Source organism: Parabacteroides sp. CH2-D42-20 (genome assembly GCF_003670185.1).
GTDB classification, from domain to species: Bacteria; Bacteroidota; Bacteroidia; order Bacteroidales; family Tannerellaceae; genus Parabacteroides; species Parabacteroides distasonis.
Window position 1 is genome coordinate 30,966 of sequence record NZ_RAYG01000003.1, and the last position, 16,817, is coordinate 47,782.

The 16,817-nt window shown below is 44.3% G+C and carries 17 protein-coding genes; 3 read left to right on the plus strand and 14 right to left on the minus strand.

Features of this window, described 5'->3' with window-relative positions; translation table 11 throughout:
* Positions 1–26 precede the first annotated feature (26 nt).
* From D7V92_RS03065 to D7V92_RS03075, 3 genes are all read right to left on the minus strand, one after another.
* Positions 27–1,112 (minus strand): DUF6371 domain-containing protein, encoded by a 1,086-nt coding sequence (locus D7V92_RS03065; RefSeq protein ID WP_036928694.1) that lies wholly within the window; start codon positions 1,110–1,112, stop codon positions 27–29.
* 77 nt (positions 1,113–1,189) lie between these two features.
* Positions 1,190–2,566 carry a DUF3987 domain-containing protein gene (locus D7V92_RS03070; protein WP_121772274.1) on the minus strand — a complete coding sequence of 459 codons (1,377 nt, stop codon included), beginning with the start codon at positions 2,564–2,566 and terminating at the stop codon, positions 1,190–1,192.
* An 11-nt stretch (positions 2,567–2,577) separates the two neighbouring features.
* Positions 2,578–2,943 carry a helix-turn-helix domain-containing protein gene (locus D7V92_RS03075; RefSeq protein WP_121772250.1) on the minus strand — a complete coding sequence of 122 codons (366 nt, stop codon included), beginning with the start codon at positions 2,941–2,943 and terminating at the stop codon, positions 2,578–2,580.
* 106 nt (positions 2,944–3,049) lie between these two features.
* Here D7V92_RS03075 and D7V92_RS03080 point away from each other — a divergent pair, with 106 nt between their 5' ends.
* The gene (locus tag D7V92_RS03080) at positions 3,050–3,835 is read left to right on the plus strand and encodes an HNH endonuclease (RefSeq protein WP_121772251.1); all 786 of its coding nucleotides are present in this window, start codon (positions 3,050–3,052) and stop codon (positions 3,833–3,835) included.
* Positions 3,836–3,837: 2 nt separating this feature from the next.
* On the opposite strand, the gene D7V92_RS03085 is transcribed toward D7V92_RS03080, so the two are convergent.
* The 6 genes from D7V92_RS03085 to D7V92_RS03110 all read right to left on the minus strand — a co-directional run bounded on the left by D7V92_RS03085 (position 3,838) and on the right by D7V92_RS03110 (position 10,127).
* Positions 3,838–4,719 (minus strand): mobilization protein, encoded by an 882-nt coding sequence (locus D7V92_RS03085; RefSeq protein ID WP_121772252.1) that lies wholly within the window; start codon positions 4,717–4,719, stop codon positions 3,838–3,840.
* A 182-nt stretch (positions 4,720–4,901) separates the two neighbouring features.
* Complete coding sequence (locus D7V92_RS03090) at positions 4,902–5,264, minus strand: lipofamily protein (RefSeq protein WP_121772253.1); 363 nt, start codon at positions 5,262–5,264, stop codon at positions 4,902–4,904.
* Between the two features lie 8 nt (positions 5,265–5,272).
* Positions 5,273–6,379 carry a site-specific integrase gene (locus tag D7V92_RS03095; RefSeq protein ID WP_121772254.1) on the minus strand — a complete coding sequence of 369 codons (1,107 nt, stop codon included), beginning with the start codon at positions 6,377–6,379 and terminating at the stop codon, positions 5,273–5,275.
* Between the two features lie 84 nt (positions 6,380–6,463).
* Complete coding sequence (locus D7V92_RS03100) at positions 6,464–7,366, minus strand: helix-turn-helix domain-containing protein (protein ID WP_121772255.1); 903 nt, start codon at positions 7,364–7,366, stop codon at positions 6,464–6,466.
* Between the two features lie 248 nt (positions 7,367–7,614).
* A complete protein-coding gene (gene mnmE, locus D7V92_RS03105) occupies positions 7,615–9,000 on the minus strand; it encodes a tRNA uridine-5-carboxymethylaminomethyl(34) synthesis GTPase MnmE (RefSeq protein ID WP_121772256.1) in 1,386 nt (461 codons plus the stop codon).
* Positions 9,001–9,008: 8 nt separating this feature from the next.
* Positions 9,009–10,127, minus strand: coding sequence for a DUF362 domain-containing protein (locus D7V92_RS03110; protein WP_008780034.1), 1,119 nt, complete (start codon positions 10,125–10,127; stop codon positions 9,009–9,011).
* A 77-nt stretch (positions 10,128–10,204) separates the two neighbouring features.
* On the opposite strand from D7V92_RS03110, the gene D7V92_RS03115 reads away from it, so the two are divergent.
* Together D7V92_RS03115 and D7V92_RS03120 are read left to right on the plus strand one after the other, a co-directional pair.
* Entirely contained in the window at positions 10,205–11,389 is a 1,185-nt protein-coding gene (locus D7V92_RS03115; RefSeq protein ID WP_121772275.1) for an AAA family ATPase, read from the plus strand.
* 21 nt (positions 11,390–11,410) lie between these two features.
* On the plus strand, positions 11,411–12,157 hold the full coding sequence (locus tag D7V92_RS03120) for a nitroreductase family protein (RefSeq protein ID WP_005854358.1): 747 nt from the start codon (positions 11,411–11,413) through the stop codon (positions 12,155–12,157).
* On the opposite strand, the gene rpiA is transcribed toward D7V92_RS03120, so the two are convergent.
* From rpiA to D7V92_RS03145, 5 genes are all read right to left on the minus strand, one after another.
* Positions 12,147–12,851, minus strand: a complete 705-nt coding sequence (rpiA, locus tag D7V92_RS03125; RefSeq protein ID WP_008773560.1) for a ribose 5-phosphate isomerase A — start codon at positions 12,849–12,851, stop codon at positions 12,147–12,149. The two genes, D7V92_RS03120 and rpiA, sit on opposite strands and share 11 nt — an antisense overlap.
* Before the next feature lie 13 nt (positions 12,852–12,864).
* A complete protein-coding gene (locus tag D7V92_RS03130) occupies positions 12,865–13,734 on the minus strand; it encodes a nucleoside phosphorylase (RefSeq protein WP_005864339.1) in 870 nt (289 codons plus the stop codon).
* Between the two features lie 88 nt (positions 13,735–13,822).
* Positions 13,823–14,815, minus strand: a complete 993-nt coding sequence (floA, locus tag D7V92_RS03135) for a flotillin-like protein FloA (protein WP_005854361.1) — start codon at positions 14,813–14,815, stop codon at positions 13,823–13,825.
* 10 nt (positions 14,816–14,825) lie between these two features.
* Entirely contained in the window at positions 14,826–15,314 is a 489-nt protein-coding gene (locus tag D7V92_RS03140) for an NfeD family protein (protein ID WP_009275728.1), read from the minus strand.
* A gap of 8 nt (positions 15,315–15,322) precedes the next feature.
* Entirely contained in the window at positions 15,323–16,771 is a 1,449-nt protein-coding gene (locus D7V92_RS03145; RefSeq protein WP_121772257.1) for a tetratricopeptide repeat protein, read from the minus strand.
* Positions 16,772–16,817: the final 46 nt, after the last annotated feature.

The following is a 16,817-nucleotide window of genomic DNA, read 5'->3' on the forward strand; positions in this document are numbered from 1 at the left end:
AAAAGTCTCGATTTCTCTCCCTGTTTTCAAAGTCTGAATCCTCGTTTCTTGGGTGGTGAAACCTTCGGTCGTGGAGTGCCTTGTTGTACGCTGACGAGCTTCAAATCGAATGTCTCTATCAGTGTTTTTAAGACAGGATTTCTCTTAATCATCTGCTGAAGGATGGCTTCGTCAGGCTTCACTTTGAGCAGATAATCGGCTATGTCGTACCCCTCTTTTCGCTCGTTTTCGGTAGCGTTGGCTTCCAGATAATCAAACATCTGCACCTCTATTCCGTAGCTTTTCATCAGACCTATTTTGCTTTGCCAATAGTCGGTTGCTCCCAAATCGGGAAATAATACAACGCTTCTTCCAGCCAGAACGGATAGGCTGTTGGCATTGAAGCAACCGTTCTTTCCACCCGATGCTATCCATAGGAATTGCGGTAGATAGTAGGAGGCAACGAGTGCCGTTTTCTCGCTTTCGACCAGTGCAACAGGACAGCTTTTGTCTTCAGAAAGCAGATGCTCACCGAAGAAGCATTGCCTCAAATTGTAATCGCCTTTGTGCAGTACGGAGTGTACCCATGTGACATGATTGTATGGCTCTTTTATCCGTTTGCCTGTTTCGGGATTGTAAAGCATTATTTTACCAGTACGGACTTTGTTCTGATTGTCCGTTTGCCAGAATACAGTTGCACCGTCCCAATACTTGGATGTGCCAACCTTGTATCTCTTCATTAGCTTCAATGTTTCTGTTTCTCCGAACTGAGCCGATAGAAATTGAAACAACTTGTTCGTAGGATAGCCACGCAATGATTGGTTGACTATATCCAAATCAATGTAGGACGTGACTATTGGTTGTACCTTTTTTATAGGAACATAGCTTCTGAAACTATTCTCTTTCTCCGCAAACTTGTCTTTCTCAGACGGGTTCTGCTCAAAGTAATCACGGGGCGTGAAGTGATAACCGCATTTCTGCTCATGGTCACAACGTCCCACGTATTTTGGGAACTGGATTTGCTTCTCAGTATCGATGTACTTTGAAAAGCATCTTGGGCGGTGACAGTTCGGGCAAGTATGCCGAGTGCTGACACCTTTGTAGGGTTCTAATATGAATCTATGTGTACTCATTGTATGTTTCTTTTTGGTGTGTCACTTTTGTCGTTATTGTCGTTTTCGCTTGGAAAGTGTCAAAACCGATAAAAATGTCACGGGTTAATCTTTGAATATTCTCCATGTTTCTCTTTGCGGAACAATGTCCCGATATTGTCATTGAGAAAGCGTTGAAATGTGCGTTCCTTCATTCCGTTCTGCTCGGCTATCTGTATAGCTTGGGCAGTTGTAAAGGCTGGAGGAAGCAGATTGACTATCGCCTGTTGTTGGCTGTTGAGCGCATTTTCATTGAGTATGTTTTGAACGCTCAATGCGGATTCCTTGAAATACTCCGTCAGTTTGATGGCTCGTTCTACAGTCAACAGGTCGATGTGGGTTTTATCACATTCTCCGCAAGTCCATCGGGCTAATTGGATAATCAGGCAGAAACGGATGATGTATATCTCCAGCTTACAATAGATACTCACGATAGTGTCGTTTGTCTCTCGGTCGCACAACTCTGAGAAGTGGTGCTGCCATTCGTAAAGCCGTCTCTTGGCATCCTCCGTGAAGAGAAGAATATGCGGTTCTATCTCTCCAAATTCATTGAGGGCATACTCCTGTTGTATCAGCTTATCAATAATGGCATTCCATTCTTGTTCGATATTCTCCGGCAGCTCCTTGTCATTCCAACGTGCTTTCTGTTGCAGATTGGGCATCACGAATAGAATACGGTCGATGAATCCATTATTGGAACGTTCCCCCTTTGCCAATTCGCTAAGAATCTTCTTTTGGATAGTGCCGATAACAGAGATATACGGTCGCTTGATGAAGATGGAACTCTTGGCATTCTTACGGTCGGATATAGTGGTCTTGGCACTGAAAACAGATAACCAAAATTGTTCTTCCGAACCGTTGTTATAGCGGTTGAAGTTCTTGAACCAAGCGGACAATTCATCAGCCCATAAGCATAAACCACGTTTGTTTTGCGCATGAATAAGGCTCAATCCCTCTGGTGTTACATCCGAAATCAAGAAGCGTTTACGGACTGGTTCCTGTGGAAATTGCTCTTCACCATTTTCTGTGCGTTCTTTGCGGCTCATACTCATCAACTCATCATATTTGGCAAGTGCTTTTTCAAATACCTGATTTTGTTGATAGTCGTAATCAAGAAACGGTTTCATTGCAAAACTAAGCGGATGGCTTTTGTTTGCTCCCGGTCGTCCAATCAATGCCACATATAGAATAGGGCTTTCTATCCAGCCTTGTTTGATTTGGGCAAGGTGGGTATTACCGATGCCGACTGCTATTGCCGTAAGGATAGCTGCGGCAATGTAGTCGGTAGGGTAGTTATGGCATTCGTGTACCTCGCTGATGATGCGTTGGATTTTTGTCGGGAATATGCTGATAGGAAAATCAGTACCCGTCAGTCGCATACTTAAATCAACCGCTTCGTCAATGATGGATGCCGGATTAATAGAATATGTATCCATAGCCGCAACCATTAAAGTTTCACGGATGATTTGGGCTTATGACGGACACAGCCTTGCATATTGGCAAGCATCTCCTCGTATGTTTGCTCGGAAGTTTTTCTTCGACCGTTCTCAATCCAAGCCAGAAGCTCGTCCTCGTAGAAATAGAGCTTCTTCCCTTTCTTATAGGCAGGAAGCAACCCCTTGCGAACCAATGTATAAATGGTAGGCTTGGCTTTTCTAATGATACGGCAAGCATCCTCAATCTCAACCAACACATGTTTGTCTGATGCTGGCGGTTGAAGTTCCGACACCATTCTTTTCAACTCGATGACCTGTTCGGTCAGATAACCTACCGCTTCGGGCAGCTTATCAAATGTTACTGTTTCTTTTTGCATACGTCGCTCGTTTTTAATTGTTCGACGGCAAAGGAAATAGGTGTTTCAATGGTGGAATCATTCACCAAAACATAACTGATGAATAACTTTTTGATGGTAATAAGTGATGATTACAAGAGATTTAGCTACCTTTGTGCTCTATAGCGCAAAAAATATTATGAGAAAATTAGGCAGAATTATCAGAGATATATCAGAACTTATGAATAACCTGTGTCAAGTTGACACGTATCTGAATGATGATAATGAGGAAAACTACAAAAATATAGTTCGTCTTATTGCTAATGGTACAAATTTCGTTGTATATAAGTCTGATGGACAATATCATTTTGCACCAAGTCGATTTGTCGGGTATCTAAATAATGATTTGTTGACACATCTGGTAAAAAAGAATGGGAAGAACGGTAGAGAAACATCTCCTGCTATTGATAGTATTATTGGGCACACAAGGGCTTTTAATCAGGCATTAGAAGATGAATATTTAGGATTTTGTGATAGGTTGGGCATTACTCCTAAACATATGGTTAATACTCAAAGAAAATACTGGTTATTAGACAATAAACAGAACAAAATATACACAGAGGAATATTATGAGGGTTCTTTGCAACAAGCATTAGTCAATAGATACGAGCGTAATCCTATTGCTCGTAAAAAATGCATTGAAAAACACGGATGTATATGCCAAGTTTGTGGAATGGACTTTAGCAAAGTGTATGGAGAATTGGGTAATGGATTTATTCATGTACACCACATTGTTCCCATTTCGGCACTGAAAGGGGAAGCGCATAAAATAGAACCTGAAAATGGCCTTGTTCCTGTATGCCCTAATTGCCATGCAATGTTGCATAAAGGCAAACTTAGCATAGAGGAACTTAGAAAGATATTAGGCAAGTGATATTAAGCAATCTTCTTGTCTAATTTAATTCTGCATTCTGATTCCGTATGCGACATTTTGCGCTCAATGGTGGATATTTCCGAATCACGGAGAGTATGAGCAAATACTCTTTTTATGAATGTGGCAGTCTGTAGGCGTGGTTTGCCGAATGCCTTGCCGATATTCCAACCAAAGTGCATGATGTCAATGGTTTTTAATTGAGCATCTACCTTTATCTGCTCAACTTTAGGCAGGGAATCTGAGAAGTAGTATTCTGTGATATATCCACATAGACGATTAAGGTCAGTTTCGCTAAGATAGAGAACTAAGTGTTGTTTCGTATATGAGAGAACCTTATCTAACTTTTCTTGCGATGCCCGTTCCTTTTCGGCCATAGCATTGGCACGGAATATCTCGGATTCTGTCGGTTGCTTGGATTCTTCGATAGATATATTATTGATAGTAGAAGGTGTGGCTTCTTCCTTTGGAAGTTCTGCCACGTCTTCATTAAGTTCAAGACACGAAGGAGTAGAAACTTCTTCTGTTGTGTCAGATGTAGTTTCGACTTCGGGTTCTGGTTCAGAAATGATAGGTTCTGAATTTATAGTACTTTCGGCAAGTCCCGTGTGTGCCACTGGAGATTCTACCGCTATAGCCTTATTGCGGTAACACTCAAATCTCATAAAGCACTTCTCTATTGTCGGTGAAAGAAGTTGGCTGAATACCATTTGTAGATTGAGATAGATAGCTCCTATGACAATGGAGCATACCACCAAAATAAGGTAGCCGCTGAACTCATCCCAACCATAGTGCAATGCGGTCTGACGGGCTAAAACACCAATGATGACGATTGTTCCGAAAACAATCAGATTCAAAGTAATATGTTCTGTCTTTTTCTGCTCCATAATGATATATGTTAATCGTTTATGTGCAAATATATATCATTTGCAAGATGTGTAGATACATTTCCCGAGAAGTGGTAGCTTTTGGCACCGATAGGTAGCATTTTTCTATGCCACCTGTACCACAATAGCAAAGGAAAGTCCGACATGGGACTAGCCTACATCGGACTTTTAAGTTGTGGGTATTAGCAATTGTAAGTGTTAGCTGACCTTATTGGAATAAATAGTGATATGTTCTTCTGCTTGGAGGCAACTTTATTGATAACCCATTTCCTGAATTCAGCTGAATGTCCAGTATTTATTTGGTAGGATAGGGCTATAATCATGTTGAGATTATACACGTCGGCATAATTCCCATTCTTTAATCTTATACATTGGCAGACTTCATACTCCTTTAAGATATTGGCTTTCAATATCGTTTTTATGCGAAGATTGATAGCTCCAACCGTTGTATAAAACAAGTCGGCAATCTCCCAAGAGGTCATCCATACTTCGCTATCAGAAATATGGATGCCTTGCCCGTTGTTTGTTATGATTCCTCGTTTCATAGGTGTATTTATTTCAGTGAAATCTTATTGGCTGTCTCCCGTTTTTTCACATTAACCAAATCTGCATAGATTTGAGTGGTGGAAACGTTTTTGTGGGTTAGCATCTTTGAAACCGTATAAATATCTGTACCTAAAGAGATTTGGATAACTGCGTAGGAGTGACGAAATCCGTGGAAGGTTATCGGCTTCGTTATTCCTGCCTTTTTGAGCCAATTTTTCAGAGGATAGTTAATCATGCTTCGCTTCAGTCCCTTGAATACTTTGCCTGTATCGGGCGTACCGCACAGTTCGTAGGCTTCGTAACTGATAGGAAGTGTCGCTTCCGTTTGGGTTTTCTGTGTTCTGATACGCAAACAATAGCCTTGATCAGGAGCAATGGCGAAGTCTTCCCATTGAAGGTTGAGAATATCGCTGATGCGTAGTCCTGTCAGACAAGCAAACAAAGAGGCTGCTTTTAGAACTGGGATGTCGCAAGGAGTGACGGCAAGTTGTTTCACCTCGTCCAGTGTCAGATACTCTTTCTTCACATCTTGTGGCTCAATCTTATCAAGGTAGTCATTGATGTTTTCTCGAAACCATTTATCTCGGTAGGCAATCTTCAACAATCCTCTGAAAGTGGAGTAGTAGCCGGATGCTGAATTGAGAGATATGGGGCGATTGCTGTGTTTAAGCTGCTTGGCGTTCAACAGATATTCACGGAACTTTTTGCACAAATCCACATTCACCTCGCCAAAGGTACATTGCCCTTTTACAAAGTTGTAGAAATGTTGATAAACGAATTGCCATTTCTGATCTTTGCTTCGGCACATCTTCTTGAAGTAGGCGAGGAAGTCAGCTTTCTGCTTGCTCTTATCTAAGAAGCCGAACTCTTCATTGATGAGCGATTGCACTCTGATGCAACGGATAGCTTCTGCCTTGTTCAACATATCGTTGTTGAACTCCCGTTCCATTTCGTTTTTAGGGTGGGCATAGATGTATATGCCGAGGTATTCCCGACGGCTCATCTGCATGGTTTCGGGGTTACGGACTGCCGGATAATAATCCAGATACAAGGAGATGCGATTGTTCCGAATCGCTCTCTGACGAACTGTTACTTTTGTACACGTGTGTGTCATACTGATTAATATTTAGAGTTTTACATTTGTTTGGTGCAAAGGAATAAGGTGATTCAATGGTGGGTACATTCACCGAAAAATAACTTATTCAATCTTTGGGGCTGCAAGTAACTTATCCAGTTCAGGCTTGGAGATAAGTGTGTATTTGCCCTTCTTGACCTTTGGGATATTATGATACTTCGCATAATGATAGAGCTGGTCACGAGTAAGATTGAACTTCTCCATTGCTTCGGCTACTGTATAATACTGCGGTTCTTCGGGTGCTGCCACACCTTTCGCTATATCCACGTGCTTCTTGGAATAGAACACCATGATGCCTTCTTTCTTCTTTGGGATGGCGTTCTTGGAAACGAAAGTGTAGATGGCTGATAAGGTCATACCGAACTTCTCTTGCATTTCCTGAGTGCTATACCATTCGGTAATGTCGGGGTTTGGGGTTTTCTTGGCGAAGTAAGCGTCCATGTGCTTCTTGCTCCAGTAGGTCTTGCCACGATTGAAAGTCCGAGGTATGTTATTCTTCTTGGCTATCAATAATATCCATGACTCGTTTACATGGTATTTCTCTTTGACTTCGGCAGTAGTGTAGAAGTTGGTGATAGGGGCTTTCTCTTTTGGTTGTTTGTCCTCTGTTTCTTGAACAATAAAGTCTGTCATATCTTCTATGTCAGCTCTGCGAACAAGGGTTTTCCTTTCAAATCGGATTACCTTGATTACTCCATTGCGGATATAACGATATATGGAAGTGCGCCCGATATTTAATAATTCGGCTACTTCTGATGGGGTAAGATATTCTTTGTTTAAGTTGGGAGGTGTCTTGATACTTTTCCCAAGTTCATGTTGTAGACTTTCTATGCGTTGTTTTCTAACCCTGTCTTTGTAGGCAAGGTTGGCACATCGGTGTGAACAATACTCTGTGGTCGTCTTATGAGCTGTGAAAACAGCGTTGCACCACTTACATCTTTTCTGAATGTCAATTGTACTACTCATTTTATTTATCCGTTTATTTCGCCAAATCTGTTTCATCGCGTACCACCACGTACCATGACGTACCAGTGTATCCACGACCTTTCCGACCTAAAATCGGAGAGCAACAAGCGAGCAACAAATACGGTACAAAAATGAGCTGAAAAAGCCCTATAAACGATAACTATCGCTTATAAGGTTAAAAAGAAAGGCGCTCAAAATGAACGCCTTAATAATTTTGATGATATATGCTAATCGCTGGTAATCACCACTTACTTGCCGACGCAAAAATGCCGAAATATATTCCCCAACACCTGATCCGTCGTAACCTCTCCTACGATATCCGATAAATGGAATATACACTCCCGTAAATCTTGCGAGATGAAATCCCCGGAAAGGCTGGAGTTCAAACCTTCTTGTACCCTATGTATAGCTTCCAGCGCATGCGTAAGCGCCTCGAAGTGGCGGGCATTCGTTACGATGATGTCGCTTTGGTGGAGGGTGGGGATGGAAGAGACTTCCGTGAGGAGTTGTTGTAGCTCTGCGATATGCAGCTTGCCTTTGGCGGAAATAGCGATTTGATGCCAGCCTTCGGTGGGGAAAGAGAAGGTCGGGAGAGAGGATGCGGGTAATACATCGCATTTGTTCATCGCTAAGATAACAGACTTATTCGTTAATCTCGGAGCTATTTCTTGATAGAAAGCCTCGAAATCTTTGAGGTCACGGGTTAAGTCGTACATGAGGATGACGATTTGCGCTTGGTCTAGAGCCTTGAAACTACGTTCAATACCGAGAGCTTCGATCGCATCGCTTGTTTCACGGATACCGGCGGTGTCGATGAAACGGAAGAGCTGGCCGTTGATATTGATCGTATCCTCGATAACGTCACGGGTCGTTCCGTGGATGTCGCTGACGATCGCTTTATCCTCGTTCAACAAGGCGTTTAGTAAAGTAGATTTGCCGGCGTTCGTCTCACCGATGATGGCGACAGGAATACCGTTTTTGATAGCGTTACCTACGCTGAAAGATTGGGCGAGTTTGGAGATGACCTGTTCGATATGATCCGCAAGCGTGCGAAGCTCGCTACGATCAGCGAACTCTAATTCCTCATGGTCACTGAAATCCAGTTCCAATTCCATGAGAGAGGTGAAATGGAGCAGTTGGTTTCGAAGTTCGGCGAGTTCCCTACTGAAACCACCTCGCATCTGGCTTAGAGCCAAACGATGTTGGCCGGCCGAAGTGGAGGCGATTAAATCCGCAACGGCCTCCGCTTGGCTAAGGTCCATCTTGCCATTCATGAAAGCACGTTGCGTATATTCACCCGGTTGCGCTATACGGCATCCGCTGGAGATAAGGAATTGCAGGATTTGTTGTTGGATATACGTCGAGCCGTGGCAGGTGATTTCCACCGTATCTTCCCCCGTGAAAGAATGGGGGGCACGGAAAACAGCGGCGATCACCTCATCTATGGTTTCGTCATTGTTACCGACGATGGAACCATACGTTAAGGTATAAGCCTTTTGGGTAGATAAACTCTTACCTACCTTCTTCGGCCGGAATATCCGATCACAAATCTTGAAAGCATCCGGCCCGGAGACACGGACCACTGCGATTCCTCCTACTCCCGGAGCTGTAGATATAGCGCAAATTGTACTCATTCCGTCTATTAAACCGTTATTAATTCATATGCTTGAGAACCCAGTCCGATTTCTTCCGCATAACGTAGGCCGGCTTGCCAGTTCGTATCCGGATGAATCAAATGGAATTTATCCTCTCCCTCAAGGTGTTCGTGAGGATGAGTCTCGGCTAATTTATTACCTCCGATGATAGGAGCGTTGATAACCATATCGGCGCAAGCCTTATCCAAGGCCACCGGATCGAAAGATGCGGCGATACCCAAATCGGGGATGATGGCGGCATCGTTATGATTCCAGCAATCGCATTCCGGAGATACGTTCATGATAAAACTAATATGGAAATGGGGCTTGTCTGCTAATACGGCTTTCGTGTACTCGTCGATCTTGTAATTCAATCGCTCGGAAGTATCACCTTCGCCCATTACGGCACCGTCGTACTGGCAAAGAGCCACACATTGCCCGCAACCTACACAACGCTCGTAATCAATTTCGGCCTTTCGGTTGTTATTCAAATGGATGGCATCGTGAGCGCAGTGCTTTACACAGATGTTACAGCCTTTACAAGCCTCCGTATCAATACGAGGCTGTGAGGCACAATGTAATTCCAGTTTACCGCCTACGCTGGCGCATCCCATCCCGAGGTTTTTCAGCGCACCGCCGAAACCGGCTTGCTCGTGACCTTTGAAATGGTTCATGGAAATGATGATATCGGCGTCGGCGATAGCGGCACCTATTTTCGGGGCCTTGCAATATTGCCCGTCAATCTCGATTTCCCGGTAGTCCGTACCTTTCACGCCATCGGCGATGATAACGTTGCAACCGGCGGACATGGGATTGAACCCATTTTCCATGGCGCTTTGAAGATGATCGACAGCGTTGGAGCGGCGGCCCGAGTATAAGGTGTTGCAATCGGTAAGGAACGGTTTCGCACCTAATTCACGTAACAGGCTCACCAAGCGAGCGGCGTAATTAGGACGAATGTATGCCAAATTCCCCGGTTCGCCAAAGTGGATCTTAATGGCTACAAATTGATTTTTGAAGTCGATATTGGCGATACCGGCACGTTTTACCAGACGTTCCATCTTATCCAGCAGGTTGCTGCTGGGGGTCGTGCGTAAATTAGTAAAGTAGACTTTGGATGTATTCATCTTTTTATTGGTTTAGTGTTGACAAAGGTACGAAAAACACGGAACATTTTTTATATTCGCGTAAAACAGATTTGTATATGGACTTGCTTCAGCGGAATCATCAGCTATTGTTGAAAGGAATAAATTGTACATTCCTGCGTTATTTGCATGCACGGATAGAGTGGGAGGATCGGTTAATCGGCATCTTCGGCTCTCGAGGGGTTGGTAAGACTACCTTGTTGTTACAGCATATTAAGTTGAAATTTGAAGATTCACGGGAAGCCCTGTATGTGAATCTGGATGATTTCTGGTTTGAGACACATTCATTGACCGATGCGGTTAAGGAGTTCCTGCAAGCCGGGGGGCATTATTTGTTTTTGGATGAGATCCATTTCTATTCGGGCTGGATGGAAGAGGTCTCAACTTTATTGGATGCCAACCCCGCCTTAAAGATTGTTTTCGCTACCACTTCTTTGTACTCGCAGACAGAGGTGCGGAACGGGTTAAGGCATGAGGCTGCTTTTTATACCATGCATCCGATGTCGTTCCGTGAATTCCTTTCTTACGAAAGCATTCTGGATAAAGATCCCATTCCGTTGGAGGATATCTTAGCGAACCATCATGATTTGGTGAAGGAGATCAATGCGGAGATGAATATTGTGCCGATTTACCGGAACTATCTGGAACATGGATGTTATCCTTTTTATTGGCAAGACCCGGATACTTATTATTTCCGTCTGCAAGAATTAGTGAGAAAAGAGATTTGCCGGGATTTGCCTTCGGTGGTTTCTATTTCGATGAGTAATCTGGAACGAGCTCAAAAATATTTTATGATGGTGGCTGAGTCGGCTCCTTTACGTCCGAAATCGATTGATGTAACCCGTAAGACAAATATGCTTCGTCAGCAAAGCGATAGCCTGTTGCGTTTCTTTCATGATGTGAGGCTTATTTATTACTCGGCAGACCAACTGGGAACCACTCCGGCCAAGCAGAAAGTTTTTATGGGGGATACCAACTTGATGATCTCCTTTTTCGGAGATAAGGAGAATCGGCAATTGATGTGTGAAACCTATTTCTTAAGCCAGATGCGTTCCGTGGCGAACGTGGAATTCATGGAGAACGGAGATTTCTTGATTGGCGGTAAATATATCTTCGCCGTAGGTGATCCCTTAAGGGGATATGATCGTCTCCGCTTCGTACCCGACGCTTATGCGGCTATCTACGGGTTACCGAAAAGCGTGTTTAACCGTATGCCGGCATGGATATTAGGATTTAGTTATTGAGAATTTAAAAATAGGATTACTATGTTAGAATGCATGAAGAATAGAAGAAGTATCCGTAAATATACGGATCAGGATATCCCGGAGTCTTTGCTGAATGAATTATTGGAAGTGGCTACTCGTGCCTCGAATACAGGAAATATGCAATTGTATAGTGTCGTGGTTACCCGCGACCCTGCGAACAAAGAGAAACTGGCTCCGGCTCATTTTAACCAACCAATGATTACGGGAGCCCCGGTGGTACTTACTTTTTGTGCGGATGCGAACCGTTTCGTGAAATGGGCGGAGTGCAGGAAAGCGGAGGCCGGATTCGATAATTTACAAACGTTTATCGCTTCGACGATAGATGCGATGTTGTTCGCCCAGAGTTTCTGCAATGCCGCTGAGGAAAAAGGCTTAGGCATTTGCTATCTGGGTACGACGGCTTATAATGCGGACCAGATCATTGAGGCGCTTTCTCTTCCCCGTCTGGTTGTCCCGATCGTTACGGTTACGGTGGGTTATCCGGCAGAGCCTATACCCGCTCAAGTAGAACGTTTACCATTGGCGGCTGTGGTACAAAACGAGACTTATACGGACTTTACTCCGGCTTCCATCGATGCCTTGTATAGTGAGAAAGAGGCATTAGAGGTGAATAAGCAGTTTGTAAGGGAGAATAATAAGGAAACACTGGCGCAGGTCTTTACGGACGTACGCTATACGAAGAAAAATAGTGAACATTTCTCCGAGGTGCTCTTGAAGGTATTGAAACAACAAGGATTCATGAAGTAAGCCCTAATACTTCTACCTTATAGTTCATAAAGAGTCCACTCTCGAGTACGCCCGTAATCGACTTGAGAGTGGATTCTGTATTTTCAGGGATATAGTCCATCCATACGTCTAGGATCATATTGCCATTCTCGGTAATGATCGGTCCATCCTTACCTTGCCCCATACGAAGTTTTATCTCACCGGGGTTCAAACGCTGGAGTCTGTCCTCTACATAGGTGAGAGCTCCCGGGAAAATCTCTATCGGGATCGGGAATTTAGCTCCCAGCCTCTCCACTTTCTTGGAAGGATCGACCAGTATATAGGTCTGCGGACTGGAACTGATTAATAGCTTTTCCTTGAACATGGCGCCTCCACGCCCTTTGATCAAGTTAAAGTGGGAATCTACTTCATCAGCCCCATCGAAGGTCCAGTTCGGCTTGTGGGAAAACAGGCTGGTAACCGGAATGCCTAGCTGGGCGCAAGTCATCCGGATTTCTAATGAAGTGGGGATCGCCAAGATGGAAAGACGTTCCGTCCGGATACGTTCCGCTATGCGAATCAACGCTAGATAGGAGGTAGAACCGGAGCCAACACCTATGACTTGTCCGTTTTCGACTTTAGATGCGATAAGGTCCGCTATCTTTATTTTATCTTCCTTATGGGAGATCTGATTCCCCCATTCCAACGTATCGATTAGTGAATGATCCCACTTCATAGTCTTGATATTATTATATACGGTCTAATACAGTTTCAATCAGTTCCTCCAAAGAACCTTTATAATCCGTATTCATATGATTATCCACACGTCCGGCGATAATACAACATACGGTCATTGCCCGGTGTCCCATGAGAGCGGCCAGACCAGCTAAAGAGGAGCTCTCCATCTCGAAGTTCGTAATCTTTCGCCCGTTGTACTCGAAAGCCTCTATTTTCCGGTTCAATTCCGGATCAGTCAAGGGCAATCGGAGCTCGCGCCCTTGCGGCCCGTAGAAGCCATTGGCCGCGATAGTCGTTCCCCGGATAATATCATTACGGGTGATTTGCTCGATCAACGATGGATCTGCCGATACGACATAAGGCCATATGCCGCTAAGCCGCCAATCAAGCTGTTTTATTAATTCAGATTCCAAGTCTGCGTCACGAACGGAATTACTATTTGCGTAGAAATAAATGACTCCATCGAATCCGATCGATTTCTCCGCAGCTACGTAAGTCCCAATCGGTACAAATGGCTGTAACCCTCCGGAAGTCCCGATACGAACTAGGGAAAGTTGCTTGAATTCCGGCTTGATCGTACGGGTTGAGAAGTCAATATTAGCGAGAGCGTCCAACTCATTTAATACGATATCAATATTATCTGTACCGATGCCATGGGATACAACCGTGATACGTTTTCCCTTGTATTGGCCTGTGATGGTATGAAACTCCCGGCTGGAAACCTCACATTCCTGAGACTCAAAATAGGAAGCGACGGTTGTAACTCGTGCGGGATCACCAACAAGTACCACACGATCCGCGAGTTGTTCTGGTTTTAAATGCAGGTGGAAAACACTACCATCTGAATGGATCGCTAATTCTGAAGCGGGGATTGTTCTCATATTCGATCAGCTAATTAAGTTTACTTTTAATCATAAAAGGGCAAGGTGCGACCCTGCCCTTGGAGATAGTTCCATGTATATAACTATTTTAGTCCTTTAATGGTTTTGATGGAGTACCGGTCGGTTTAGCTATCGCTTCACGCATAGAAGTGTCCGCCTCGATGTTCTTCATCTTGTAATAGTCCATTACGCCTAGGTTTCCTGTGCGGAAAGCGTCTGCCATTGCCTTGGGAACTTCCGCTTCTGCCTCGATCACCTTGGCACGGGCTTCTTGTGCTTTCGCCTTCATCTCTTGCTCGAGGGCGACAGCCATCGCACGGCGTTCCTCGGCTTTCGCCTGAGCGATATTCTTATCCGCTTGAGCTTGATCCATTTGCAAGAAAGCGCCGATGTTCTTACCTATATCGATATCGGCGATATCGATGGAAAGGATTTCGAATGCTGTTCCGGCGTCAAGCCCTTTGCGAAGCACTAATTTCGAGATGGAATCCGGATTTTCCAATACGGTCTTATGGCTTTCGGATGAACCAATGGAAGATACGATACCTTCACCTACACGGGCTAAGATCGTCTCTTCTCCGGCACCACCCACTAATTGCTTGATATTCGCACGAACGGTGACACGTGCCTTGGCGATTAACTGGATTCCGTCTTTCGCTACCGCTGTTACCGGAGGGGTATCGATCACTTTCGGATTTACCGACATTTGTACAGCCTCGAATACGTCACGTCCGGCCAAGTCGATAGCGGTAGCCATCTGGAAAGGAAGGTCGATATTCGCTTTCGACGCGGAAACCAGCGCATGCACTACTTTCTCGACATGTCCACCCGCTAAATAGTGCGCTTCCAGCTCGTCGCGTGTAAGCGTCTTTATTCCTGCCTTATGCGCTTCGATCATCGCGCGAGTGATGATGTAGGGAGGAACCTTTCGGATACGCATCAAGAATAACTGGATCAAGGAGATATTGACTCCTGATACTTTGGCCGAGATCCATAACAGGAACGGCACATAATAGAAAAAGATTGCCAGCAGAAGTACTGCGGCCCCCAATAGGATAAGTGGCAAAAAGGTTATTTCCATATATAAAAAATTAAGCGTGAATATTTGTTTCTTCTTTAGGACGGACAATTACGTTGTAACTGTCTACCCTGATCACTACGATCGGCGTGTTCTCATCGATTAATTCGTCTTGAGATTTCGCTTCCACGTTAATACCTTTAATCCGGGCCTTGCCGATAGGGGCTAAGCGTGAGAGCGTGATCCCCTCGTCTCCGGGTTCTATTCCGAGATCCCTGCTGGATGTCAGCTTGGAATCGATATCTGTCTTTAAAGCGATCTTGTTAAAAGACCGGGAACGCAATAACCAAGCGAAGATTATTCCGAATGTAATGATTGATAAGGATAAAGTCAGATGCCCTACCCATATACCTACCGTATAAGCGAAAACGACTCCGCCGATAGCGAAAATAGCCCCGCCTATACCCGCGAGTGTTATTCCCGGAAGAAGGAATATCTCTGCCAGTATCAGTAGGATGGCCGCTACCATGAGGAAGACGATGATGGCTATGTCCAGTAGCATAGTTCTTCTTATTTATGGTTGTTTCTTAGGTATACGATCTCTGCGTTACGTGCCTTCTTCTCCCATTCGTCCGGTTGGTCGAGCAGGTTGTTTAACTTTTCTTCCGCATCAAAAATCGTAGGCTTCAGTTGCTCTCGCTTCGCCTTGTTCCCTTTGATGTAGCTGGCTCGTAAACTTTCTAGTTTCTCATTTAACTCCTTGATCTGTTTATGGATGGAAACCACTTTCTCATAGTAGTTTTTCGCTTCCGGACTTTGGATATCGTCCAAAGTGTAATAAACGATATCATTATAGATCGGGAATGTGAAATCTTTCTTTATCTCTATACGTCCATAAGGAATCTCGGTATGGGCTAAATGAATAAGCTCTTCGTAATTCGATCCGGGTTTCCATGAATCCTTGATCGAGGCAATAGAGGCCCGGGCACGTTTTAGTTCGACATCCTCGCTATCTACTCGCTCGCGGTTGTCGTTCGGGATGAATAAGTATACGCAGACTTTTCCTTCCGGTTGATAACGATCGGAAACGAACCATCCCAATTGCTTGGCTTCGTCGATCACCATCATATAATCGTTAAACGGGGAGTTATAGGGCATGCCCAATTGCTCCGGTGTAAGGTAAGTATCGGAATTGATGTTGTAACGGGTGACGAATAAATCATATCCGCCCAGAGAGCCGTTCCCTTTGGATGCGTAATAAATCGTTACGCCATCGGATAGCACGAATGGATACCCATCGTCGGCGTCACTATTGATATTCATCGGTAACTGTTTCTCGTCTCCCCATTGATCCATGAGCTTGGATTGGGTAAAAAGACAATTGTGGTTACCGTCTGTCGGGTGGGCGTAATAAATCTTATCCCCCTTCTGGTTCATGTATACCGATGAGTTGCCCGGATCGTTTGTCTGGAAGAAATCTTGGTAAGTGGTCAACGTACCGCTTTCCTCGCTTAAGGTATAGGCTGATAAGAAATCATCTTTATCAACGACCAAGCTATCGATAATCTGGACATTCTCTACCTTATCAAGCATACGGCTTGCTTTGTTCGCCAAGTCCATACGGATCTGGTAAGGTTCCACATCTTGTTTCTTTTTTGTTAGGAGGGTGATGTATTCGTCGAACATCTCCTCGGCTTCGTTAAAACGATAGGTCTGGTAGTATACTTCTCCAAGGTATCGATAAGCGTCTTGTACCCTACGCTTTACGGCGACCTTAAGATGTTTCTCCGCTCCTGCTAAATCTCCGGTCTCGAAACAGCAAACACCATACCATTGATTATAAGAGGCATTGCTTGGCGCTTGTTTCACTAGTTTCTCGAACACAGGTTTGGCTTCCGCGTATTTCCCGTCGTTATATAATTTTTTTGCCTGATCAAGACTTTGCGCATGTAGTTGCATTCCTCCGCATATGAGTGTAACTCCTAGCGTATAAAGCAGCTTTTTGGATAACCGTTTCATTTTGTCTATTCTAGATTATATAGTTATGCAGTTTCAAAGATAAGAA